The following is a 22609-nucleotide window of genomic DNA, read 5'->3' on the forward strand; positions in this document are numbered from 1 at the left end:
GTCTGTTTAGGCAACATTTTTCAAAATCAAATAAAACATATTCCGGCGTAGCGCAACGGTAGCGCAGGGGACTGTTAATCCCTTGGTTGTAGGTTCGAATCCTACCGCCGGAGCCATTCTTTAGTTTTGGCATATTCCATTATGCCATTAAAGGGAGCTTTTACCTCAAATGAAAGCTTTCCTGCATTTAAAGTAAGGTTCTGAAGTAAGAAACCCAATAGTTGGGTTTTTTCTTGTGGTTCAGAATTTTGGAACAATTCTAATGCCCTTTGCGACAAGTCTAATACTTTATTTGCTGTAAGACTGAAGTCTCTATCAGCGGACGAATGTTCCTGAAGTTGTGTATTTAAGTTTTCTCTTTCTTGTGTGTATTCAATAGCCATTTTGTCATATTCGTCCGCAGTAATACGTCCATCAAGTCTGTCTCTATACATAACCTTTAACCTTGCATCTATATTGCCTATTTTTCTTTGAATAGTTGCTTTATTTTTCTCATAATACACTTTTTCAGCATCATGAATAGTTCTTAGCTCATCTTTGAGCCTATCAAGGGCTTCTGGCTCCAATTTTAAACTCTGAAATAGGTCTTTAGTTTGATCCACTAATTCATCTTCTCTCAACCACTTTATTCCTTTATCAGGACAAGTCCCGTAATAATTAGTGCAATGATAGTAAACATGCCCTTTCTGAAGTTCTGGCGTAATTGCTAATCCGCAATGTGAACATTTTATCAATCCTCTGAAAATATATGGATTGTTTGTTCGTTTGAAATTTTGCCTATTATAGCCGTTTATAACTTCTTGGACTTTTTCAAATAAATATCTTGAAACGATAGGTTGATATTTATGCGGATATAGCTTACCCTTAACTCTCATTACGCCGTAATAGAACGGGTTTCTTAAAATTGCATGAACTTGGCTTGTTGTCATCTTCATTCCGCTCCTACTTCTCAAGCCTCTGTCGTTCATTTCCTGTGCAAGCTTTTTCATTGAAAATTTACCCGTGGCATACAACTGAAACATTTTTAGGACTAGAAATTCTTTGTCCTTGTCTATGATAATATGCTTTTTTTCATTTTCCAGTGTTATATTTTTATATCCCAGATAGGCTTGTCCAATCCATTCGCCATTCCTTAATTTCTGCTCGTAAGCTCTTTTTACATTGTCGCTAATTGCATCAGAATAATATTTCGCCAGACCTAAATTTATTCCAAAATGAAATTTTTCTGCTGCCGATATATTTGAAGAGATAACAAGGTTGTCTGAAACAAAATGTAATTCTATTTTATCTTGCATTGCTAAATCATATAAAAGTGGAACGCGTTTATCAAAAACATTTCGCGTAAATCTATCTACTTTGTCAAAACAGACTACAATTTTATCTTTGCTTTTCTTTACTAAATCAATTGCCTTATCAAATTCGTCTCTTTTTTGTTTATAGGCACTTTCATCAAAGCTAAAGATTTCTAAAACTGCAAAACCTTTTGTTTTGCAGTATTCTTTAAGCCTATGAATTTGAGCTGGTAGAGAGTTTCCGGCGTCTTTTTGTTCTTCTGTTGAAACTCTAGCTAATATTATCGCTTTCATTTTACGAATGCGTTTTGGACTGTTTGCGAAATTTGCTGATACCAATCTTTTTCATTTTCAGTTTTCAACGCAAGATTAGATAGTGAATTAAACAAATTTTTTAAATCATCTGCTTTCGGTTTAATTGCGGAGCTATGGGCGTTTTTTAATAAACATTTGAAGTCCTCTAAACTTAAAGGTATTATTTGTGATTTTCCGCCATAATATTCTATGTTGATGCGATACAAACCGTAGTAGTGAGCAATGGTAGCATTATTCAAATTAGGAGCTACAAATATTCCAAATACAGGTTTTGAATTGCTTTTTTTATATTGACCATAGTGTCTTGCTACAGGCTCTCCTTCCATTTCATATTGTTTTTGTCCTGATGATAGAGTGACTTCAACAATTGCATCAAAATCTTTATATTTACAAACTATATCGGGTGTGTTGCCTGGAGCTGTATATAATGGCATACCATCGTCATCAATTTTAAAGTTTCCTTGAATATCTCCGTCGTTCAACATTGTAAAAGCTCTCCAAATATTCCATTCAAAGAAAAGAGATGGATCTATATTTTCTCTATTTACAATACCTGAAAAAACTTCAAGTATATCATTATATTCTTCATAATTTCGTAATTTACTTTTTTCATTTTCAATATATTTTTCAAGACTCTCTTTGATTAGGCTTTCATAGATATTTTTCAAGTCTTCCGTGTCCTTCTCTTTGAGTGCCGAAACACTAACTCTTGTATCTTTCTGTGTAATTTTAGAAATTATCAAGTCTTTATTATCTACAAGAAGCAATGGCTTGCTCGCATCAAACAAATTCGCTTCATAATCTTCTTCATCTTTATATGCAAATATATCCCTATCAATATTCTTTAGAATAAATTCAATATCATTTTTTCTTTCTTTGAGAATGTATACTTTTGATGTTTTTGGATTTAACGAAAACAGTCCGGTAGCACGAAGATACCTAATAGAGGCATCGGCATAATCAAGATGATTACTTCGTTTAGTTTTAACAAAATTATCTAAAGTTTGTTCCTTACTTTCCCTTATTGATAACTTTCCTTGCTCAATGTCTTCCTTGAATAATTCAGTCAGCTCTTTCTCAAATTGCAAGGCGATAAATTTTTTATAATTTATCTTTTTTGTTCGCAATAACTTTTTTTCTTCTCTGAAATTGATAATTTTATTTTTTACATTATTGTATTTAGCAAAATCTGTAAGTTGAATAACAAATAGCCCTATCTCATGCTTGCTTAAACCGTCTAATTCATAAATAAGTCTCATTAACTCAAGGTAGGGCTTTATTCTAAATGTGTTATTTTTATCTTTATGATAAGGCGAATGAAGCTGGAACTTCAATAGCTGTCTTAAAAATATCTCTTCCGGTCTGTTTCCATAAACATATTTTTTTCCAGCTTCAGTAAGCTTGATAACTGGCTTTAAGTCAATCAATCCAAGAGATTTAGGAGCTCTGTTTACTCTATCTCTAGCCTTAAAAGCGACATCTCCAGTTGCTGAACCCTCAAAAAAATCTTGTTTAGCTAGTTGTAAATAAAACTTTTTTTGAGTCTCTGAATTCCATTTCTGACCTTCAAAATTTTCTGATAAAAATTTTATCTCATCAACCAGTTTGTGTGGTGACCTAGGCGAGGTAACGAAAAATATTGTTTTTTTATCTGTTATGTGAGCCATAATTATTTTTTTCTTATCGTTTATTATTTACCAAAATATTTTCTCGTTATCTGGAATAGAGGAATTTTTTTGAAGAATATCTTTTTTAAATTTAATATATTCTTTAATTCTCTTTTCCGATATTTCAATAGACTTGTTTGAGATATCACAGCCTATAAAATTACAATTATGTTTGATTGAAGAAATTGCTGCAGAGCCACTGCCTAAAAATGGGTCACAGACAACAAAGTTTGGTGAAGTGCTGGCACTTAACATTATGTCAAATAATTCAACCGGTTTCTGCGTAGGATACTTTGCTTGATGAACCCTCTTAATTCTCCAAACATCTGGAAATGAGCGGCTCTTTATCTTACGGTTGTTTTTATTTGTTGCAAAAATAATAAATTCGTGTCGCCTTCTGAAATAATGTCCCATTCCTAAATTGACCTTATCCCAGGAAATAATATTTTTCACATCAAATAGTTCTCTTACTATTGGACCAAGCGAAAGAAGGGAGTAGGAATCAAACATTATATATAAATGACCTGAACTTTTCAGTGCTTTTTTGCACAATAGCAAAAAATTTCTATAATTTTCTTCTGTATCTTTGAATTCCTCAAACCATTTTCCATTTACTGTTCCTTTTTCGGCATATTTTCCAACAATTCTTCCGTTCCCCAAGCTTAAATGATTATTCATTCCTGAATAAGCTGGATCTGTTACAATAATGTCTATACTTTTTTCTGGCTGACTTTCAAGAAATTTTAATACATCATCGTGAACGATTTTTATTGTATTTTTTCCTTTATTATATTTGACCTCAAAAGATAATTTTCTCATAGATTTATTTTGTTGATGCATTTTCTACAAAACTTTGAAACTCGTTCTTTTTAATACGAAACTCTTTACCGAATTTATAAGCTTTAATTTTTCCAGCTTTAATGTAGCGATAAATAGTCATTATATTTACCCTTAAAATATCAGCTAATTCTTGAGCTGTGTAAAATTCTTTTTCTTGCATATGTTTATTTTTTAATTATAAGATACTTTACTTTTCTTTACAAGAAACAGTCCTTACGATCATTGCAACCACCACACGCATCGCAATAATCATACTTTCCTATTACAGTAATCTCGTCCTCCAAGCCTCTTTTCTTTAGCTCCTTTCTTATTTCTTCAGCAGTTCGTCCTTGAAAAATTTCATCAAGCAACTCATCAGTGAGTTCAACTTTTTTCTTTTTTAAATTTTTTTTACTCATTTATTTAGAATTAAATAATTAACTCGTAATTTGCTCTTTCTTAAAGACATCAAATTTTTTTAATCCTTCTTCAATATCCTTCAAATAAAGCTCTGGCGACAATGCGTTTGTATTTAATGCTATTGCATTTAATTCTTTCAAGTGCTTGTTTACATTATTCCAAGAGCCTTTTCCGAATTTGTCCTCTATAATCTGACGAAACAATTCTGCACCCTCGCTCTTGCAAAAATCTTTGATAGCATACAGAGCTACTGCTTTTGTAGGTCTTCCATTTTGATTTGCGATATAATCAGAAATTTCCATAAGCTCATCTTTCTTGCTTTTGTTTTGCTGAAAGAGATGCAGGTTTCTTTCTTGGACAAGCGTATTCCAATAATCAAGCAAAACTTTTTGGCAAACATCTTTTTTAAAAATATCTCTGAAGTTTGGATTTTTGCCAAATCCTATTTTTTCCAAAACCGTGTCCATTTTTCTTTTTTGCGAAAGCCTAACCTCCATTTTAAGAATTTCAATGTCAGTCTTTCTTCGCCACTCGTTTATCTGACAAAACAAACTTTTTTGATTTCCTTTCATATCGTGGTCAATTGACCTTTTTTCGTCTTTTCCCATATCGGCGATTTTATCGTAGAAAACTAGGGAGTGAGATTTTGAATAATACTGAAGTGAATGACCGCCGTTGCGAAAATCCGTCTTTGTCAGATCCAACCTCTTTGTTAGCTGTATTTTGGAAAGCTCTTTGATTGCCATTGTAGCTGTTATGTAGCCGTTTAACTCAATGTTTTTTGAGGCGTGAAATCCGGACACAGTAGCTTCCGCTAAATTATCTCGCATAATATAGACACCTTTTTTGATTAGTTTTTCCTGTAATTTGAGGATAACTTCTTCAAAATCACTTTCTTTAATTTCGTCTAGATTATTCTGAAATAGTAACTTTGGAACTGAAAATTCAACTCTTAAACCGATATTTATTCCCATTCTTGAAGGTCGTCTATAGAGTGTCATTCTTGGATAATATTCCCATTTTGATTCTTCCTTTGAAGGATTGTTAACGGCTTTGCCATATCCGGCATCAGATAAAAAGTCTTTCGCGTTAGGAAAAAACATTTCTGGCGTCCAAATATCAAACTTATCAAGTGGAAAATTCAAGATTACTGTGTCTAGCATAATTTTGCGTTATTTTCATTATTCGTCTTATTTGAGCTATTTTCCTTTTGTTGTTCATTTATTCGTTTGTCAATTCTAAAAAGCAAGTCAAAAAATCCCACAAAATTGTGCTTTGCTTCAAATACTTCCTTGTTAGAAAGCGTCTTTTTGCTTAATTTCTCATAGAATTCCTTGTCAGATAACATAAAACCAGCAACTTTAAATTGCTGGCTTCTGAAGACAAAAAAAGAGACAACAGAGGCTAATCAACTTAAAGTTGAATGCTTTGTTATCTCAAAGGCTGTATGCAGGTTAAGATTGCTGTAGTGCCCTAGGGCGACTTATAGTATTAACGTTCCAAGTCTTATATTGAGCTAAATCAAAACTTTATTAACTTTTTAAGGCTTATATATACAATATCATACAAAAATAGACTTTGTCAAGGTGTAGTTATTTTGTTATAAATTTAATTTTTAAGCCAAAAAATGGCTTAAATAAGCTGTCGCGCAGCTGAACATTCATTACTTTTTCTTACTTTCAGTAATTTTCTTTAGAAATTTTTTTCTTTCGCTTTTGTTTAAAAAAACGCTTTCAAAGAAGTATTGCATTTGAACTAAATTATAGTCTAAATTTACACTTTTCAGCTCTTTGTTGATGCTTTTAACTACGAATTTTTCCAGCTTGGCGTTCTCTCTTCTCTGAATTCTTGGCAGTAATAGTTTCTTCGTAAACCTCATATAATTTGTGATAAATTTTTAATTTTTATATACTTTATAAAAGAAACTCATAATATTTTAATAAAATGGACTTATCTGAAATTGAAAAAAGAAATGCTTCTGTAAATAAATACCTAGAAGGTATTAGCGATGAGGAGCTTAGAAAAAAAGGTGATGAAGAATATGCCAAGGCGGAAAAGGATTTTAAGGAATTAAAAGAAGCTCTTGCGGAAGGAAAATGTAGTTTCTGCGGAAATTCTATTTCTCATTTTTCTGAAAAGAAACCGTGTTTTCATTGGCTTTTAAAACCGAATGGCTTTAAGAAAAGACACTTTCCCTTGCTATATAAAAAATATAGTTTTCGTAGAATGGAGGCATATTTACGCTGGGTGGCAAATACTGATATACCCCTTAAAAATATAAACGATTTAGTTGAAGAAAAAACATCTTCAAAAAAAATTGAGCTAACAGTGGTCTATAAAGATTTAGAATGGTCATTTTCCTGTTCTAGGTCTGATTATCAAGGACATCAAGACAAACGAGAAGGAAAAATGCCTCACTATCATTTTCAGATGAAGAAAGCTGGCAATGTAATAATAAACTATGCCGGCTTCCATATTCCTTTTCACGATGAAGATTTTTTTTCATTTGCATTGAGTGAAGGAAAAATTCCCAGACTAGGCTATAAACATATTCACGGTGCGGGAATGCAAGAACTTCTTGATAATTTTTCTCCAGAAGAAATTCTTGAGCAAATGGTAAAGGCTGACGATGAAGAAAATGCTCAATTTCATACCTCTACGCTTGTCGAGGCTGATCCCGGAACTACAATATCAGGTTCAGTCATCGCTGATTTAGTAGAGGAGCATAAACGAACAGGAATTCCAATGGCACGACTTATTCAAAAATTACCAAACATTAAAGCGACTAGCTATATTACTCCCGGTCCCGGCGTGCCAGAATTAGCAAAAAGAACTCCAAGACGTAAAAAAATGCAAGAAGACAAATAGCATTCCTCTGATTTGTCCTGTGATGTCCTGTTATAGCTCTGCAAATGCTGGCAACAATTCCATTTCTTGCATAAGTCTTCCTAAATTCAAGTTTCTGAACATATTAGCTAGCGGGAGCAACGATTTTCAGGACTTATTTAAAGCCCTGTTTTTTATATTTGTTCAATTCATAATTCTAAATTTTTATAATTAGCGAATTATATATTGACAAAAATATAGCCTGGGTATATGATTTTTTGTTATACAAAAATTGTTCTATTAAAAAGGAGGAAACAATGAGAATCATTAACAAAACTTCTTTTAATCTAATTGCATTCGGTTGGCACACAAAGTATGGCTACGGAAATGATGTGGAAATAAAAACAGGCCAATTCGCTGATATTTCTGGTTCATATATTGGCGAAATGGGCGGCGGAAGTTGCTGTATAGCCATTGAAGGAGAAGTTATTTGTCAGGAAACTCCTGATGATGAAAACGGATTTCAAGTTATTCCTGGTAGTCAACTTAACCTTCAGGCTGGTGACAAGGGTATAACCGTTCGTCATTTCTCGGAAGAAAGAATCATTGGATAATAATACCCGCCGGCAGAAAATCTGCTTTGGTGGGTTTTCTGTTTTTATATCAAACTTAAATTAAATTCTTCCAAAATTTTCCAAAACTTTACTCACTTAAAAGTGCTCAATTTTTAGTATGGGCATCATATTTTAATGGCTTATTTAAGCCTTTTTTTATTTAATTTATTAATTGCTTGTTGACATAAAGTTTAATTTATGTATAATAAAAAATCTGATTCATTATGGATCAGAAATATTATAATTAGGAGGTAGTAACTTGGAAAAAGCAATCGAAGCGGTAAAGGGTTCATTTTTGGCTGATGTTTTGGGCTTTATTGGCAAAGGAGTTTTTCCTAGCGTTGGAGCAGCCGTAAAGGAGAATGAAGAGGTAATCGGCGATATGAGTCTTTTCGAAAAAGGCTTGCTAGCTTACGCAGATTTCTGCGGTAAAAAAGAAGAAGAACTGGTAGAACAGCTCAATAAGATGAAAGAAAAAAACGAGCAGGAGTCGCCGGAATTCAAGCCGAAGCATAATGAGCTTAAAACTATCAGGGAAAATTTTGAGATTTCCAATGAGCTCATGTGGAATTCGATAAGGGGAAGATTTGGCGTTTGGGACTGCGGCACCGGCATAAGAGATGGCTATAAAGTCATCAAGATGAGCAAAAATCTGCTCGGGGCCGGTTTTCCTGATCTTGGAGGCATCTCCATAATTCATGTGAGTCTGAAGGATTAAGTAAAGTTACTTTATTATAATATAACCCACCAGCAAGGAAACTTGCTTTGGTGGGTTTTCTGTTTTTATATCCAACTTAAATTAAATTCTTCCAATAATTCACCAAATTATCTATAATTAAAAGTTATAATTTTTTTACTAAATTGAACCAAATAAAACACACTTTTTATGGGGTTATTTTTTATACCAGAGTAGGATGATAGAATTTATGTTATAATAAACCTAGTAATAATTTTTTTGAATATTATTATGAAAAACACATTAAGTAATTTCAAAGCATCGTTGGTTTTCTTTTTTATCACAATTGTTCCTTCTATTTATATTTCTGCAATTTTGAGTAATTTTGTTTTCAACAGCATAATATCTGATACTGATATAAGTTATAAATCTATGATGAGTATATTGTTTGTTATCAGGATATTGGCAAATATATTTATAACTTGGATTCTTATTATGGTGGTTTCAAATTTTATTAAAAAATTTTTTTCCATAGATCAGCCCAATGTTATTGTTATTACGGCCACAACACTGCTTGTTTTTCTTGAATTGATTTTGTTATTTCAAACAGGAACTTTTTCGCCGGAAGTTATTAGTCAAGAAAAAATGCAATTTACTATCATTATTGCAAGTCTACTGTCTTATTTCGTATTTTATTATTTTATCAGTAAATTCTATTTGAACGATAAATAAACAGCAATAGATAGAAAAGAAAAAAAACAAATGAAAAATAAAAAAGGTAGCATTGTTTTAACTCTAGTCATTATTATTATTTGGATAATCACAGCCGGAGGCGGCGGTTGGTTTTTGGCGTTTTTGGAAAGTAAAAAACAAACTGCAACTCCCTTGCCACCTGCTCACACTTATGATGAAGCTGTAAAAATCCCGACTCAAAATGAAAAAAAAGCTTCAGATAAATCAATAAAATTAGATGAAAAAGCATCACCTAAAAAAGAGATTGTTTTGCCTGAAGAAACAAATCTATCTATACCATTTGTTCTGCAAGCGCCAAACCAGAATTGGGTCTATCCCTATGAAGATTTCTGTGAAGAAGCATCGGTTTTAATGGCAGCTAGTTATTTAAAAAACAGCCCAATACTCAATTCTAACGATGCTGATGCAAAACTTCTTTCTATTATGGATTTCGAAATGAAAAAATTTGGATATCACAAAGACACAAACATAGAAGAAACAGCAACTATTCTTCGTGAGTTATATAATTTGCAAAAGATTGAAATAGTTTATAATCCAAGCGTGAATGAAATTAAAATTGCTTTGGCTGAAGGGAAAGCCGTAGTAGTTCCATTGGCTGGCCGAGAATTAAAAAATCCTAATTTTCGTAGTCCTGGCCCGCTATATCATATGCTGGTAATTAAAGGTTATGATAAGAATGATAATTTTATAACGAATGAACCGGGAACCAGAAAAGGTGCTAATTATAGGTATAAAACAGGAATAATAATGAATGCTATTCATGATTGGAATAATGGAGATGTGTATAATGGGAAAAAAGCTGTGATAATAGCAGGCTAGTGGCCGTTATTTATCTTACGTAAACGCAGTGGAAGTAAGATCAATAGGATTAATAATTCAAAAGCACTACCCAGGAAAAAAGCGAATGGCAAAGCTACTAATCCATAATGAAAACTCATAAAATATCCCCCTGGTATAGCGATTATAATTCCTAATATGCTGATTACAACTGGAATGGTTGTATTTTTTGTTGCATAGAAAGCTCTGGCCATAAGGTGGACTAATGACTCGGTAGGAATACTCAGACAAAATACTCCAAGGGCAGCAGATGTGCGGATTATGTCAGAAGATTCGAATGCTCCACCACCCAAAAAAATACTTATTAGTTCATCACGAATTAAAAAAATAATGGATGCAGATAATAAGCTTGCCAAAAGTATCAAGAGAAAAGAATTCTTTAGTGTTTTTAAAAAATTATCCTTAGCGTTATCATTAATAGCGTTAGCTAGCAAAGGAAAACTGGTTGTGGCAATAGTTATGCCAATAAGGCTTATCGGGACACTTTGAAAATTACGCGCAAAGCTTATTGCTGTTACTGATCCAGGCTGAAGCATTGAAGCTATAGCTGTAAAACCCCAAAAAGTCGCAAGTTCAATAGGATGTCCAAACATCTTGGGTATCATCATTCTGATGGTTTTACGAAAAGGAGCGGATTTGAAATCATATGCTGTTCTAAATCTGAAACCATGCCACCAAGCATCACCAAATCTTGCTAAAAGATGAAGAAAAGCCCCAAAAACTGTGCCTACAGCTACGCCCGTTATACCAAAAAATGGAGCCAAAAATAATGTTCCAAGAATTATCCCAAAATTGTAAAGAACTGGGGACATTCCATAAAAAAGAAATCGCCTTTGAGTTATCAACATGGCACCAATAGCGTTGGAAGCTGCAAAAAAGATAGGAGACAGTGCCAGAATTCGTACAATCTTTGCTACTAAAAGTCTATCAGCTTCATTAAAACCAGGAGCCACGATGACACTTATATAATTTGCAAATATTATAATAATTACGGCGATTATAAACATGATGCCAGTAGCGGCTGTTATTATGGAATTGACATATTCTTTAGCCTTTTCTTTGTCTGAGTGCAAAAGTTCTGAAAGTATTGGCACAAAGGCAGCAGTAATCCCTCCGGCGATAAGAATATTAAATAAAAGATCAGGAAAAAGAAAAGCAGCGTTATAAGCATCTAATGGTCTTGAAGCGCCAAAAGTCTGCGCAAAAAAGTGATCTCGCGCCAATCCAAGAACATAGGAAGCAAAAGATGTAATTGCAAGTATCACGCTACCCTTGGGGATTATATTTGTCCATTTCTTCATATAAATACTATATCACCAAACAGAAAGATTTGAAATTACCAAATATATTCCTTGTTTTTTTGGAATAAACTTATTTTGTTTGGTTTAGTAAATCTTGCAAACCATATTTTTATCTAAAATTGTAATAATGCCCATAAGTGATAAAATGTAATAGATGAAAAAAGAAAAAACTAAAAAAACAAAAACACATACAATAATAATTTCTGACCTTCACCTGGGATCAAAAGTGAGCCAACCGGAAAAAACTTTGGCAATGCTGGAAAATTATTCTTTCCAAAAGCTTATACTCTTGGGAGATGTTTTTGACAACATGGATTTCCGCAATCTTTCTAAAGAATGCTGGAATCTGCTTACTTATATTGGAAAAATATCTAAAAATAAGAAAGTCAGGTGGGTTATTGGAAACCATGATGAGGGATTGGTAAATATTTTTAAATCTCTAATGGATGCCAAAATATATGAAACATACGTTTGGCATTATAAGCAGAAAAAATATCTTGCCATACATGGACATCAATTCGACCGTTTTTTAGTTAATAATGCTATGATTAGTTATTTGGCGAATAAAATTTATAATTTTATACAAAGAATTGATTCTAATGAAAAAAAATTTAGTCATTATCTTAAGAAAAAAAGCAAAGGTTGGCTAAGACTTTCTGAAAAAGTAGCCCGTTCTGCAATTATTTATGGTAAAGAAAATGGAGCCGATTTTGTTTTCTGTGGACATACACATAAGTCTATTCAAAGAAAAAATCATAAAATAAAATATTTTAATTCGGGCTGTTGGGATGACACTCCATGTAGTTATATAACTATTAACGATGGAGGTATAAAAATTCAAGAATATATATGAAATTATCAAAGGACAAAAAACATGCTATTTTAAATATAGTAAGAATATGGCAAAAATATCCTTAGAATAATAAATATTTTTTTATTTAGCTTTAAAAATAATTATTAATTTTAAAAAATTATGTTAAAAGAATTCAAACAATTTCTTCTTCGCGGAAATGTCGTTGATCTGGCCGTAGGAGTTGTAGTTGGTGCCGCTTTTGGGTCAGTAGTTTCAGCTCTTGTGTCTGATTTGCTGACTCCAATGATTGCAGCCATTGCTAAAGTACCTGATTTTTCTGGTTTAATTTTTACAATCAATGACAGCAAATTTATGATTGGACATTTTATTAATGCTCTCATTTCATTTATATTAGTTGCGGCTGCCATTTTCTTTTTTATAATAAAACCGATGAATATGCTTGTTGCGCGTTCTCGCAAAGAAGCGCCGGCAGATCCGACTACCAAGAAATGCCCGGAATGTCTGAGTGAAATTCCCACTGAGGCCAAACGCTGCTCACATTGTGCACAGATTACTTCATAAACTTAAAAAAATAAAATACAAAAAGAAAAAACCACGCAATTTGTTAATTGCATGGTTTTTGTAAATAGTATCTTGTTCTTATCTTAGGCCAAAACGTAATCTGATGACTTTTTCTTCACTAGCTTTCAATGTAGTCAAAACCTTATGAATTTGATCAGCCATATCTTTGTCTTGCACTGTCTCTTCGGAAGAAATATTTTTAGAGTCTGGTATAACGCAATCGATCGTCGAGTCATCATCTTCGTTGACTAGTTTAGAAAAGGAGAATGTTTTTCCTCTTTTCCTTATAACCTGTACTTCAGAGATTTTCTCCTTAGTAAGGCCCAAACACTCTGCCAGCTCTTCATGAGTTGGTAACCGCTTGTAATTCTGCAAAAAATTCTTCTCAGTTTTTTCAATTTCTATTATTGCCCTCCTTAATTGGCGCGAAACAGAAATATTATCTGATTGATAAGCCAACTCAACGTCTATCCTGGTCTTGATGTAAAACCCGGCCCATCTTGCAAACCCGCAACCGCAATCAGACTTAAATGTTTTAACAGCCAAGATTAATCCGATATTTGCCGTTTGGATTAAATCTTCAATTGCTAATCCACTATTCCAATTTTTTCTGGCGAAAAAAATGGCAAAAGCCATATTCGATTCGACTATTTTTTTCTCCATCTCCGTTAATTTTTTCTTTTCTTCGCCTTCATTTCTTTGTTCGCATATTTTTTCCAGGAGCTCGCTCTCTTCTGTTCTAGATAATCGTGGGCATTTTTGTGCTTGTTTTATGAGAAAACGCAAGCAAGCCGTTTCTTCATTTTGATTTTTTGCCATTATTCACCTCGATTTTTATGCTATTGTGCAGATTTTGAGTTTATAAAAGATATTTCCTCCATTTTTACATCATGGCCAATAAGAATTAGTCTGTCGGCCAATGCTCTCAGTTCTCTTGAAACTGTATCATCTGAAGACACGATTGTTACGCTGATTCCTCCTCTTTTTTTTATTTTGCTGAGAAGATATTCAAAATCTGAATCGCCGGAAAGAAGTATAATTTCATCACAATCTCTTCGCCAGAAGCTGTCGCTGATGTCTGTCGTAATTTCTACATCAAAATTAGCCTTCTCTTTTGTACCGACCCCGGTCCATATACGTTTTACTTCTTTCGTAACAACGTTAAAGCCTTTAACGGAGAACTGATACAAGAATTTTCGCTGGCCAACCTGGTCATCCGTGCTTCTTGTTTCTACATACACTGTTTTTGAGGCAACATTTGAGCCCATCGTTGCAATATTGACAAGCTTCTCCAAATCAAGTTTACTTCTTGGATCCAAACCAGACTTTCTTCTAATATCTTCAAAAGCTGAAGTTATATTAGAGAAATCTACTGCTACTATTGCATTTTTTGGCATAAAATACTCCTTTTTTATTCTGATTTTAAACTACTAATATTAATGCTTTTTTTAACCTCCTTTCCTAAATGTTTTAAATGGATCGTACAACACGTGCTCTCATTTGTCAACCAAACAAAGAGATTTGTCAAATCGTTAAGCATTAATAATAAAGGTGTATTTTATGTTTTCAATTAATATCTGTGCTAAAATAGAAACATTAAGAATTGCAAACTAAAAAGTTAATTAGCCGTATAACTAACCGGTTGGTTAAGCTAAAATTTATATGCCAGAAAAATCAGCCGAAATGACAGATAATGAATTGGTTCAGTTTTCAAAAAGAAGTCCAGATGCTTTCAGTGAAATCGTATTGCGATATCAAGATCGCCTGTTTCGCTATATTAAAAGAATTTCTTATTTTGCCGATGAAGATATAGAAGACATTATACAGGAGACATTTATAAAAGCGTATAAAAGCTTGAATATATTTGATAATGATTTAAAATTTTCTTCGTGGATATATCAAATAGCCAGGAATGCAACGATTGATGCCATAAGAAAAAAACAGGCGCGGCCACAGGCTATGTATTTCGAAGAAAATGATGTGCTTAAATTTTTTCAGTCAGACATAGATGTGCATATACAGGCGGAAGCAAGAAATCATCTGGATATCATACGCAAGATAATAGACGAGCTGCCGTATAAATATAAAGAAGTGCTGGTGCTAAGGTTTTTGGAAGACAAAAATTATGAGGAAATAATGGATATTATCCAGAAACCCAAGGGGACGGTGGCGGCACTTATAAACCGCGGAAGAAAAATGCTTCTTAAAGAGGCCAGTAATAAATTTGGAATAAATAATTAAACATATGAAAGACATCTCTAAAAAAATCATAGAAAAAATCAAAGAAGGACACATTATTCCCGAATCAAAATTAAAGTTGCAATGGAAAAGCTATTTGTTTTGGATTTTAATGGTAGTGATGATACTTATAGGAGCACTATCTCTGTCGCTAGCTATTTTGAATGTTTCTGATATAGATCCAAGATTTATACGCCACATGGAATTATTTAAATTTGTCAGAATTATTACTGTTACCGCTCCTTATTTATGGATAATCCTTTCTTTGGCGGCTCTTTATTTCGGCATAAAAGCTTTCAGGGGAACCCATAAAGGTTATAGGCACAGTACACTTTTTATAACTAGCCTGGTTGTGCTTATAATTTCCATCTTGGCTTTTATTAGTCATTTTCTCAAGATAGACAATAAAATGCACGGAGCATTTTCAAAAAATACACCTAATTTAAAAAGATTGGTCGCTCCTAGGGAAGGACGCTGGACAAGACCTGGGGACGGTCTCATTGGTGGGGAAATTATAAACATTGGGACAAATGAATTTTCAATAAAAAGTTTTGATGGTGAAGAATGGAAGATAGTTTATAACGATAGAACAGAGAAAAATAATCCATCTGAATTTTCTGTGGGCGATAAAGTAGGAATTATAGGCAAAAAAAATAATGACTTTTCAATAAGTGCGTTTTCAATAAGAACTTTTCCGGAAGACTGGGACGGAAAAACTCCGCGCAATCAGCGTTTTAATCGGCAGGGGAAAAACAATCCAGAGCATTTACCTCCACCTGAAAATTTTTCGCCTTTTGAAAACATGCATCCATAACTTTTAATATTTTTGACAATCAATCAGATGAAATTTAAGAAAAAATATTTTTGGTTAGCTATAGCACTCGTAATAATCGGAGGAGGTTATTATTGGTACAGCAAATCAAAATCTTCCTCAATATCTGTTACATATAAAACGGCTGTAGCAGAAAAAGGAACGTTAACAACCTCAATTTCTGCTAGCGGAAATGTTATTGTTGACGATAGCGCCACAGTCGATCCAACTATAACCGGAACAGTCTATGGTTTAGCAGTAAGCGTTGGCGATACTGTTAAAAAAGGCCAGCTACTTTTTATGATTGAAAATAACGATCTGGGAATTGATGCCAATAAAGCTTATTCTTCATATCTTCAGGCAAAATCTTCCCTGGAAACAGCTAAGGCTAACAGAAGAGACGCTAAAAATAATTATGAAGATGCAAGTTCGGAAGAGGAAAAATCTTTAAAATATAAATATAAAGCTGCTGAAATTTCATTAGAAGTGGCGGAAAAAAATGTAGAAACAAACTGGAGCTCATACCAAAATGCTTTAACTGATGCTTCAAAAAGAAAAGTTGTTTCTCCGATAGAAGGAACAATTAATGCGGTTAATATAAAAAACGGAGATGATTTAGGCAGACTTTCGTCAAATAGTAATTCTTCCGCACCAATAATAATTGGAAACATGGACACGCTGAAAGCGCAAGTTGAAGTTAATGAAGTTGATATCGCCAATGTTAGTATTGGTCAAAAAGTATCGCTCACATTTAACGCCATTGATGGTCTTACTTCAACTGGCAAAGTGGAGAAGATAGATTCCTTGGGTATTTCGAGCTCAGGAGTTGTTTCATATAACGTGACTATAGGACTTGATTCGCTCGATGAAAGAATAAAACCGGAGATGAGTGTGTCTGCTGCCATAATCACAAACGTTAAACAGGATGTTCTTCTTGTTCCGAACAGCTCAGTGAAAACGCAAAATGGAAGTTTTTATGTGCAAGTGCTTTTAGGAGAAACTCCGGAGAGAAAAACAGTAGAAATTGGTTTATCGAATGATGTACAAACGGAAATAATAAGCGGTATGAGCGAAGGAGAAAATATTATTACACAAACAGTCAGTTCTGATAGTGTAAATTCATCTTCATCTTCTCCAAGTTCAAGATCTGGAAGTAGTGTTAGAATCCCAGGTTTGGGCGAAGGAGGGCGCTTTGACTAATTTTCTATGATTGATTGTAAAAATATTACAAAAGTCTATAACAATGGAGGAATTGAAACGGTTGCTCTTCGCAACATTTCTTTCCACGCGGAGAAAGGAGAATTTGTTTCTATTGTAGGTCCTTCCGGAAGCGGAAAGTCAACCCTGATGCATATTATCGGAGCCCTCGATGTTCCGACCAGCGGAAAATATTTTCTCGACAGCCATGAAGTTTCTCGTCTTAATGATGATGAACTTTCTGATCTGAGAAGGAATAAAATAGGATTTGTTTTCCAATCTTTTAATCTACTCCCAAGAACAACTGTGCTTAGAAATGTCATGCTTCCGATGCTGTATTCCGGGCTTAGTGAAGAAGAGAGAGAATCGCGCGCGCGCGAATGCTTGGAATATGCGGGTATGGAGAAAGAAAAATTCATGAATCTTTCCAATCAACTTTCTGGAGGACAAATGCAGAGAGTCGCGATAGCGAGAGCGCTCATTAATAATCCTGCCATAATTCTTGCTGACGAACCAACTGGAAATTTGGACACGAAAACAAGTCATCTTGTTATGGATGCTCTAAAGGAGCTGAATGAAAAAGGACACACTATAATTCTCATTACGCATGAAATAGATGTTGCGAATTATGCTAACAGGATAATCCATATACGTGATGGAATGATTGAGAAGGATGATGTTAAATAGGATAAAATAAAATGAAATTAAAATTTTAATTTCATTCATAAATCGATGCTAAAAGATTTGTTTAAAGAAACAATTTGGTCATTGGCTGCAAACAAAGTGAGATCAGGCCTCACTATTTTAGGTATTGTGATTGGAATTGCTTCGGTGATTGCGCTTGTTGCAGTAGGTCAAGGCGCGCAAAGTTCAATCGAAAAAAATATTGAGGCAATCGGATCAAACCTTATTATGATAAGTCCTGGCTCGCAAAGAGTTGGTGGAGTAAGCCAAGGAATAGGAAGTATTCAAACGCTCACAGTTGAAGACGCTGATGCAATCAAAGACGAAATTGAAAATATCAAAGCAGTTGCGCCGTCAATTTCCAGGCGTTATCAAGTGACTGCCAAAGGCAACAATACGAACACGCAGGTTATCGGTACCACAGAAGACTATTTGACAATCAGAAATGTAAGTATGGACAGTGGCTCGTTTTTCAGTGAACAACAGCTCAAAGGATCATCCAAAGTAGCTGTCGTTGGCCCTTCTGTCAGGGACGATCTTTTCGGAGAAAATGCTGATCCGGTTGGAAAAACAATAAACATTAATAAAATGGATTTTACGGTGATAGGTATGACGGTTTCCAAGGGCGGAAGCGGATTTAATAATCAAGATGATGTTATCTATGTTCCGATAACTACAGCCCAGCACTATCTGTCAGGAAATGATTATCTTAATAATATAAGTGTGGCAGCTGCCGATCAGAATTCCATGGCTGCCGTGCAGGATCAGATTTCCACTTTGCTTTTGACGCGCCACAAAATTTCCGATCCGAACAATGCTGATTTTAATATCATGAATCAGAATGATATTATCGCTACAGCTACCAGCATAACCGGAACTTTTACAATGCTGCTTTCTTCTATTGCCGGCATTTCGCTCTTAGTCGGAGGAATCGGAATTATGAATATGATGCTGACAACTGTTACCGAAAGAACTCGTGAAATCGGACTGAGAAAAGCTGTAGGCATCAGGAAAAAATATATAAACCTGCAGTTCTTGGCTGAAGCGGTAGCGCTAACTTTTATCGGAGGAATATTGGGGGTTATTGTTGGATGGATAATGTCTTTGGCTATCGCTCATTTTGTCAGCAATCTGACGACTAGCATATCACTCTCATCAATTTTGTTGGCATTCGGAGTTTCAGCTGGAGTCGGGATTATTTTCGGCTTTTACCCAGCCCGCCGCGCTGCCAATCTCAGTCCGATAGAAGCGCTTAGGTATGAATAATAGAAATTTAAAACTAAAAAATTAATTTTAAAAAAATGAACAACAAAAAAATTATAATTCTTGCAGCAATTGCAGTTGTGGCTGTGGGAGTCGGTATGTTTTATGCCGGGATGAAGTATGAAATTAAAAAAGAGAAAACCGGGCAGTTTGACACAAAAGGAAGTTTTAATGGAGGGCAGCGCGGCAATAGACAGATTCCGGTGCAAAACAGGCCAGGAATGGGCATGGGCGGCGGCAATATGAGTGAAGGCGGATTTATGGGCGGAGAAATATTATCCAAAGATGATAAGAGTATTACAGTAAAAGACAGAAAGGGAAATTCTAAAATAATTTTCTTTTCTGACTCAACAATAGTCGGAAAAACAATCGATGGGTCACTTTCTGATTTGAATGCCGGGCAAGATGTAATGGTCAATGGAAAAACGAATGCTGATGGCAGTATTACTGCCCAAAATATCCAAATCCGCCCTTTGCCACAGCAATAAAAGAACCCTCTTTACTTTTACAGGGAGTATTACAGTGTATATCTCCACACTAATTTAAAACAAAAAACAAAGATTGTTTTAGCTTGCTTTAGTAATGAAATATGTGGTACTTATATAAAAAGAGAATGTGTAATTGCTTAATTGGTGTGGGGATGTAGGTGCTTCCTATGATTAATAAATCGAACAATCTTCAATATGCTCCGCCGTCACCAAGTTTTGGCGAGGCAAGGCCATTGGCGGACAGGATGCGTCCCAAAAAACTTGAGGATTTTTTCGGGCAGGAAGAATTGGTTGGAAAAGATTCTTTCCTCCGAAAAGCCATTCAGGATGACAAAGTTCCATCGCTGATTTTTTGGGGACCTCCGGGTAGCGGAAAAACAACCTTAGCTTCAATCATTGCCCATGAAACTAATTCAGAATTTGTGGTTCTTAGCGGTGTTGCCAGTGGAAAAAAAGATCTAATGGCTGTGATTAAAACTGCCAAGGAAAACAAAGAAAAAAATATCAAAACTATTTTATTCATTGATGAAATCCACCGTTGGAACAAGGCTCAGCAGGATGCATTGCTGCCTCATGTGGAGCATGGGGTTGTAACTTTAATCGGAGCGACGACAGAAAATCCAAGCTTTGAAGTAATTTCAGCTTTAATTTCCAGATCGCGTGTACTGGTTCTGAATAAACTGGAAGCTAAAGATATCCAAAAAATTATTGAGCATGCTTTAAGTGACAAAGAAAATGGTTTTGGCAAACAAAAAATAAAAATTTCCAAGGAAGTTATTTCTCATATTGCAGCTTTTGCTAATGGTGACGCGCGCATGGCGTTGAATACTCTGGAAGCAGCTACTCAGCAGAATACAAATGTAACTTCGGAACTCATAAAAAAAATATTGCAGAAATCGCATCTTTATTATGACAAAACTGGGGAAGAACATTATAATATAATTTCAGCGCTGCATAAATCTATGCGCGGCGGAGATGCCAATGCGGCTTTGTATTGGCTGGCACGGATGCTGGAGGGTGGAGAAGAACCAAGATATGTCGCCAGGAGACTGTTCCGTTTTGCTTCCGAGGACGTTGGCTTGGCGGATAATTTTGCTGTGGTCTTAGCTAATAGTGTCTTTGATGCCTGCCATAAAATCGGTATGCCGGAATGTAGCGTGCATCTAGCGCAATTGGTAATATATCTTTCCAATGCCAAGAAAAGCGTAAGCGCCTATATGGCATACGGAAAAGCCAAGAGGGACGTTGAACAATATGGAAATCTGCCGGTGCCGATGCACATCCGCAATGCGCCGACAAAACTTATGGAAAAATTAGGTTATGGAAAAGGTTATAAATATACACCACTTGAAGACAGCACAGGACAACAATACTTGCCGGATAAATTAAAAAACAAAAAATACATTTAAAAGGCTTGATTTTTTTCTCGATTGGGTGTATAATTAACGTATTGAAATAGATAGAGCAGAAACGGGTGAACCCCGTTTTTGTTTTATTCTAAGCTCAATAAGCACAATTTAATACAAAAACAAAAACAAACCTCAGAAATCATGCTACTAACAGCATAAAATTAACAAAGTTATTTGTCATAGGTTTGGAAAGAGGACATTAGTCCTCTTTTTACTATAAAATTTCTTCTTTATTTGTTTTTTTGGTAACATAAAGATATGAAAAATTTCTGGCAAAAATTAGCGAAAGAAAAAAAAACTTTTTTTGCATTAGCACCAATGCATGATATCACTGACATTGCCCAAAGGCAGATGCTTGTTAAATATGGCAAACCTGATGTTCTGTATACCGAATTCGTAGCTTGTGATGGGTTGGTAGACAAAAAAGGAAGAAAAGTATTAATGAAAACTTTGCGTTTTTTTGAAAATGAACATCCGCTTGTCGCCCAATTTTTTGGAGCCAAGCCAGAAAATTTCCGCGAATGCGCAAAAATTGCCCGCAAACTTGGTTTTGATGGTATTGATATAAACATGGGTTGTCCTGACAAAAGCATAGTAGATCAGGGAGCTGGCGCGGCGCTTATAAAAAATCCGAAAAGAGCCAGAGAAATTATACGTGCTACCAAAGAAGGAGCTGGTAGTTTGCCTGTTTCCGTGAAAACCCGAATTGGATATAATGAAAATGAAATTAAAAAGTGGCTTCCTGAACTATTGGCCGAAGAACCGGCGGCAATAACAGTTCATGGACGGACAAAAAAGCAAATGTTTACCGGCAAAGCAGATTGGGATGCGATTGCGCAAGCTGCAGAAATTGCCAAGGGGCTCGGAGTCATAATTATAGGAAATGGTGATGTAGAAAGCATTAAAGATGGAATCTTGAAAGCTAGAAAAGCGAAAATTAGCGGTATTATGGTTGGGCGGAGAATACTTGGAAATCCTTGGTTTTTTAACCGTAAAATAAAAATAGAAAAAATTTCTGTCAAAGAAAGGCTACAGGCTATGATAGAACATGTGAAAATTTTTGAGAAAGAGCTAAAAGGAATAAAAAACTATGATGTAATAAAAAAACATTACGCCACTTATGCTAGGGGTTTTGACGGCGCCAAAGAACTCCGCATGGAACTTATGAAAACCAGGAATGCTAAGCAAACAGAAAAGGTTGTGCAAGATTTTTTAAAAAAGTTGTATAATATAAATAAGATAAATATAAAAATATGAAAATTATCATTCATTGGTTTTTGTCAGCGGTAGCTATTGTTATAACGGCCTATCTGTTGCCGACAGAAGCAATTTTTGTTCAAAGTTTTTTTGTGGCTCTGGTAGTGGCTGTGGTTTTGGGATTTTTAAATACCATAATAAAGCCGATTCTAATCCTATTATCATTACCTTTTCAAATATTAACATTAGGCTTATTTACTTTCGTAATTAATGCCGGACTGGTTTTGCTAACTAGCCGGATTGTCGATGGTTTTCACGTGCAAGATTTTTGGTGGGCGTTGGCTTTCAGTCTTGTGCTTTGGTTAGTCAACACGTTTCTTCATTTTTTCGAACCAAGCAAAAAGCATAATCATGAATAAAAAATGGA

General features: G+C 34.7%; 26 protein-coding genes and 1 tRNA gene. 17 read left to right on the forward strand and 10 right to left on the reverse strand.

Annotation, left to right across the window (positions count from 1 at the left end; translation table 11 throughout):
* Positions 1–41 precede the first annotated feature (41 nt).
* A tRNA-Asn gene (locus PLR68_02780) sits at positions 42–116 on the forward strand.
* Here the strand turns inward: PLR68_02780 and PLR68_02785 are convergent.
* The 7 genes from PLR68_02785 to PLR68_02815 all read right to left on the reverse strand — a co-directional run bounded on the left by PLR68_02785 (position 102) and on the right by PLR68_02815 (position 6392).
* Positions 102–1586, reverse strand: a complete 1485-nt coding sequence (locus PLR68_02785) for a recombinase family protein (protein ID HOW60645.1) — start codon at positions 1584–1586, stop codon at positions 102–104. The two genes, PLR68_02780 and PLR68_02785, sit on opposite strands and share 15 nt — an antisense overlap.
* Entirely contained in the window at positions 1583–3274 is a 1692-nt protein-coding gene (locus tag PLR68_02790) for an AlwI family type II restriction endonuclease (protein ID HOW60646.1), read from the reverse strand. Before PLR68_02790 ends, PLR68_02785 begins: the two co-directional genes overlap by 4 nt.
* A gap of 27 nt (positions 3275–3301) precedes the next feature.
* Positions 3302–4114, reverse strand: a complete 813-nt coding sequence (locus PLR68_02795) for a site-specific DNA-methyltransferase (GenBank protein ID HOW60647.1) — start codon at positions 4112–4114, stop codon at positions 3302–3304.
* Positions 4098–4274, reverse strand: coding sequence for a helix-turn-helix domain-containing protein (locus tag PLR68_02800; protein ID HOW60648.1), 177 nt, complete (start codon positions 4272–4274; stop codon positions 4098–4100). The genes PLR68_02795 and PLR68_02800 overlap by 17 nt, the downstream gene beginning before the upstream one ends.
* 37 nt (positions 4275–4311) lie before the next feature.
* The gene (locus PLR68_02805; protein ID HOW60649.1) at positions 4312–4512 is read right to left on the reverse strand and encodes a hypothetical protein; all 201 of its coding nucleotides are present in this window, start codon (positions 4510–4512) and stop codon (positions 4312–4314) included.
* A gap of 18 nt (positions 4513–4530) precedes the next feature.
* Positions 4531–5676, reverse strand: a complete 1146-nt coding sequence (locus tag PLR68_02810; GenBank protein ID HOW60650.1) for a hypothetical protein — start codon at positions 5674–5676, stop codon at positions 4531–4533.
* 500 nt (positions 5677–6176) lie between these two features.
* Positions 6177–6392, reverse strand: a complete 216-nt coding sequence (locus PLR68_02815) for a hypothetical protein (protein HOW60651.1) — start codon at positions 6390–6392, stop codon at positions 6177–6179.
* A 65-nt stretch (positions 6393–6457) separates the two neighbouring features.
* Between PLR68_02815 and PLR68_02820 the strand changes: the two genes are divergently transcribed.
* The 5 genes from PLR68_02820 (at position 6458) to PLR68_02840 (ending at position 10201) form a co-directional block, all read left to right on the forward strand.
* The gene (locus tag PLR68_02820) at positions 6458–7381 is read left to right on the forward strand and encodes a hypothetical protein (GenBank protein HOW60652.1); all 924 of its coding nucleotides are present in this window, start codon (positions 6458–6460) and stop codon (positions 7379–7381) included.
* A gap of 275 nt (positions 7382–7656) precedes the next feature.
* Positions 7657–7953, forward strand: coding sequence for a hypothetical protein (locus tag PLR68_02825; GenBank protein ID HOW60653.1), 297 nt, complete (start codon positions 7657–7659; stop codon positions 7951–7953).
* A gap of 259 nt (positions 7954–8212) precedes the next feature.
* The gene (locus PLR68_02830) at positions 8213–8671 is read left to right on the forward strand and encodes a hypothetical protein (protein HOW60654.1); all 459 of its coding nucleotides are present in this window, start codon (positions 8213–8215) and stop codon (positions 8669–8671) included.
* Between the two features lie 249 nt (positions 8672–8920).
* Positions 8921–9361 carry a hypothetical protein gene (locus PLR68_02835; GenBank protein ID HOW60655.1) on the forward strand — a complete coding sequence of 147 codons (441 nt, stop codon included), beginning with the start codon at positions 8921–8923 and terminating at the stop codon, positions 9359–9361.
* A gap of 30 nt (positions 9362–9391) precedes the next feature.
* Complete coding sequence (locus PLR68_02840; GenBank protein ID HOW60656.1) at positions 9392–10201, forward strand: C39 family peptidase; 810 nt, start codon at positions 9392–9394, stop codon at positions 10199–10201.
* Here PLR68_02840 and murJ read toward each other — a convergent pair.
* Positions 10198–11520: a murein biosynthesis integral membrane protein MurJ gene (gene murJ / locus PLR68_02845; protein HOW60657.1), complete on the reverse strand. Its 1323-nt coding sequence runs from the start codon at positions 11518–11520 to the stop codon at positions 10198–10200. The two genes, PLR68_02840 and murJ, sit on opposite strands and share 4 nt — an antisense overlap.
* 154 nt (positions 11521–11674) lie before the next feature.
* Between murJ and PLR68_02850 the strand changes: the two genes are divergently transcribed.
* Together PLR68_02850 and mscL are read left to right on the forward strand one after the other, a co-directional pair.
* Positions 11675–12373 (forward strand): UDP-2,3-diacylglucosamine diphosphatase, encoded by a 699-nt coding sequence (locus PLR68_02850; protein ID HOW60658.1) that lies wholly within the window; start codon positions 11675–11677, stop codon positions 12371–12373.
* Between the two features lie 120 nt (positions 12374–12493).
* Positions 12494–12895: a large conductance mechanosensitive channel protein MscL gene (gene mscL / locus PLR68_02855; GenBank protein HOW60659.1), complete on the forward strand. Its 402-nt coding sequence runs from the start codon at positions 12494–12496 to the stop codon at positions 12893–12895.
* A 78-nt stretch (positions 12896–12973) separates the two neighbouring features.
* Here the strand turns inward: mscL and PLR68_02860 are convergent, their stop codons facing one another.
* Both PLR68_02860 and PLR68_02865 read right to left on the reverse strand, forming a co-directional pair.
* Positions 12974–13714, reverse strand: coding sequence for a sigma-70 family RNA polymerase sigma factor (locus PLR68_02860; protein ID HOW60660.1), 741 nt, complete (start codon positions 13712–13714; stop codon positions 12974–12976).
* 20 nt (positions 13715–13734) lie between these two features.
* Positions 13735–14292 (reverse strand): NYN domain-containing protein, encoded by a 558-nt coding sequence (locus PLR68_02865; protein HOW60661.1) that lies wholly within the window; start codon positions 14290–14292, stop codon positions 13735–13737.
* Positions 14293–14557: 265 nt separating this feature from the next.
* On the opposite strand from PLR68_02865, the gene PLR68_02870 reads away from it, so the two are divergent.
* The 9 genes from PLR68_02870 to PLR68_02910 all read left to right on the forward strand — a co-directional run bounded on the left by PLR68_02870 (position 14558) and on the right by PLR68_02910 (position 22601).
* Positions 14558–15136, forward strand: coding sequence for a sigma-70 family RNA polymerase sigma factor (locus tag PLR68_02870; GenBank protein ID HOW60662.1), 579 nt, complete (start codon positions 14558–14560; stop codon positions 15134–15136).
* A 4-nt stretch (positions 15137–15140) separates the two neighbouring features.
* The gene (locus tag PLR68_02875; GenBank protein HOW60663.1) at positions 15141–15947 is read left to right on the forward strand and encodes a hypothetical protein; all 807 of its coding nucleotides are present in this window, start codon (positions 15141–15143) and stop codon (positions 15945–15947) included.
* 27 nt (positions 15948–15974) lie between these two features.
* Positions 15975–17144, forward strand: a complete 1170-nt coding sequence (locus tag PLR68_02880; protein HOW60664.1) for an efflux RND transporter periplasmic adaptor subunit — start codon at positions 15975–15977, stop codon at positions 17142–17144.
* A gap of 6 nt (positions 17145–17150) precedes the next feature.
* Positions 17151–17828: an ABC transporter ATP-binding protein gene (locus PLR68_02885; protein HOW60665.1), complete on the forward strand. Its 678-nt coding sequence runs from the start codon at positions 17151–17153 to the stop codon at positions 17826–17828.
* 45 nt (positions 17829–17873) lie between these two features.
* The gene (locus PLR68_02890) at positions 17874–19091 is read left to right on the forward strand and encodes an ABC transporter permease (GenBank protein HOW60666.1); all 1218 of its coding nucleotides are present in this window, start codon (positions 17874–17876) and stop codon (positions 19089–19091) included.
* A gap of 35 nt (positions 19092–19126) precedes the next feature.
* Positions 19127–19576: a DUF5666 domain-containing protein gene (locus PLR68_02895; protein HOW60667.1), complete on the forward strand. Its 450-nt coding sequence runs from the start codon at positions 19127–19129 to the stop codon at positions 19574–19576.
* Positions 19577–19743: 167 nt separating this feature from the next.
* Positions 19744–20985: a replication-associated recombination protein A gene (locus PLR68_02900; protein HOW60668.1), complete on the forward strand. Its 1242-nt coding sequence runs from the start codon at positions 19744–19746 to the stop codon at positions 20983–20985.
* Positions 20986–21243: 258 nt separating this feature from the next.
* Positions 21244–22242: a tRNA-dihydrouridine synthase gene (locus tag PLR68_02905; GenBank protein ID HOW60669.1), complete on the forward strand. Its 999-nt coding sequence runs from the start codon at positions 21244–21246 to the stop codon at positions 22240–22242.
* Positions 22239–22601 (forward strand): phage holin family protein, encoded by a 363-nt coding sequence (locus PLR68_02910; protein ID HOW60670.1) that lies wholly within the window; start codon positions 22239–22241, stop codon positions 22599–22601. Before PLR68_02905 ends, PLR68_02910 begins: the two co-directional genes overlap by 4 nt.
* The last annotated feature ends 8 nt before the right edge of the window (positions 22602–22609 follow it).

It is taken from the genome of Candidatus Moraniibacteriota bacterium (assembly GCA_035390125.1).
GTDB lineage: Bacteria > Patescibacteriota > Minisyncoccia > Moranbacterales > GWC2-37-73 > DAOOTD01.

What these genes read in the sequence shown, in the direction of transcription:
- PLR68_02870 (HOW60662.1), top strand. Translation starts at nt 14,558, where the DNA reads ATGCCAGAAAAATCAGCCGAAATGACAGATAATGAATTGGTTCAGTTT.
- PLR68_02785 (HOW60645.1), bottom strand. Translation starts at nt 1,586, where the DNA reads ATGAAAGCGATAATATTAGCTAGAGTTTCAACAGAAGAACAAAAAGAC.
- PLR68_02805 (HOW60649.1), bottom strand. Translation starts at nt 4,512, where the DNA reads ATGAGTAAAAAAAATTTAAAAAAGAAAAAAGTTGAACTCACTGATGAG.
- PLR68_02820 (HOW60652.1), top strand. Translation starts at nt 6,458, where the DNA reads ATGGACTTATCTGAAATTGAAAAAAGAAATGCTTCTGTAAATAAATAC.
- PLR68_02895 (HOW60667.1), top strand. Translation starts at nt 19,127, where the DNA reads ATGAACAACAAAAAAATTATAATTCTTGCAGCAATTGCAGTTGTGGCT.
- PLR68_02835 (HOW60655.1), top strand. Translation starts at nt 8,921, where the DNA reads ATGAAAAACACATTAAGTAATTTCAAAGCATCGTTGGTTTTCTTTTTT.
- murJ (HOW60657.1), bottom strand. Translation starts at nt 11,520, where the DNA reads ATGAAGAAATGGACAAATATAATCCCCAAGGGTAGCGTGATACTTGCA.
- PLR68_02825 (HOW60653.1), top strand. Translation starts at nt 7,657, where the DNA reads ATGAGAATCATTAACAAAACTTCTTTTAATCTAATTGCATTCGGTTGG.
- PLR68_02815 (HOW60651.1), bottom strand. Translation starts at nt 6,392, where the DNA reads ATGAGGTTTACGAAGAAACTATTACTGCCAAGAATTCAGAGAAGAGAG.
- PLR68_02890 (HOW60666.1), top strand. Translation starts at nt 17,874, where the DNA reads ATGCTAAAAGATTTGTTTAAAGAAACAATTTGGTCATTGGCTGCAAAC.
- PLR68_02850 (HOW60658.1), top strand. Translation starts at nt 11,675, where the DNA reads ATGAAAAAAGAAAAAACTAAAAAAACAAAAACACATACAATAATAATT.
- PLR68_02795 (HOW60647.1), bottom strand. Translation starts at nt 4,114, where the DNA reads ATGCATCAACAAAATAAATCTATGAGAAAATTATCTTTTGAGGTCAAA.
- PLR68_02840 (HOW60656.1), top strand. Translation starts at nt 9,392, where the DNA reads ATGAAAAATAAAAAAGGTAGCATTGTTTTAACTCTAGTCATTATTATT.
- PLR68_02900 (HOW60668.1), top strand. Translation starts at nt 19,744, where the DNA reads ATGATTAATAAATCGAACAATCTTCAATATGCTCCGCCGTCACCAAGT.
- PLR68_02885 (HOW60665.1), top strand. Translation starts at nt 17,151, where the DNA reads ATGATTGATTGTAAAAATATTACAAAAGTCTATAACAATGGAGGAATT.
- PLR68_02905 (HOW60669.1), top strand. Translation starts at nt 21,244, where the DNA reads ATGAAAAATTTCTGGCAAAAATTAGCGAAAGAAAAAAAAACTTTTTTT.
- PLR68_02790 (HOW60646.1), bottom strand. Translation starts at nt 3,274, where the DNA reads ATGGCTCACATAACAGATAAAAAAACAATATTTTTCGTTACCTCGCCT.
- PLR68_02810 (HOW60650.1), bottom strand. Translation starts at nt 5,676, where the DNA reads ATGCTAGACACAGTAATCTTGAATTTTCCACTTGATAAGTTTGATATT.
- PLR68_02860 (HOW60660.1), bottom strand. Translation starts at nt 13,714, where the DNA reads ATGGCAAAAAATCAAAATGAAGAAACGGCTTGCTTGCGTTTTCTCATA.
- mscL (HOW60659.1), top strand. Translation starts at nt 12,494, where the DNA reads ATGTTAAAAGAATTCAAACAATTTCTTCTTCGCGGAAATGTCGTTGAT.
- PLR68_02800 (HOW60648.1), bottom strand. Translation starts at nt 4,274, where the DNA reads ATGCAAGAAAAAGAATTTTACACAGCTCAAGAATTAGCTGATATTTTA.
- PLR68_02865 (HOW60661.1), bottom strand. Translation starts at nt 14,292, where the DNA reads ATGCCAAAAAATGCAATAGTAGCAGTAGATTTCTCTAATATAACTTCA.
- PLR68_02880 (HOW60664.1), top strand. Translation starts at nt 15,975, where the DNA reads ATGAAATTTAAGAAAAAATATTTTTGGTTAGCTATAGCACTCGTAATA.
- PLR68_02875 (HOW60663.1), top strand. Translation starts at nt 15,141, where the DNA reads ATGAAAGACATCTCTAAAAAAATCATAGAAAAAATCAAAGAAGGACAC.
- PLR68_02910 (HOW60670.1), top strand. Translation starts at nt 22,239, where the DNA reads ATGAAAATTATCATTCATTGGTTTTTGTCAGCGGTAGCTATTGTTATA.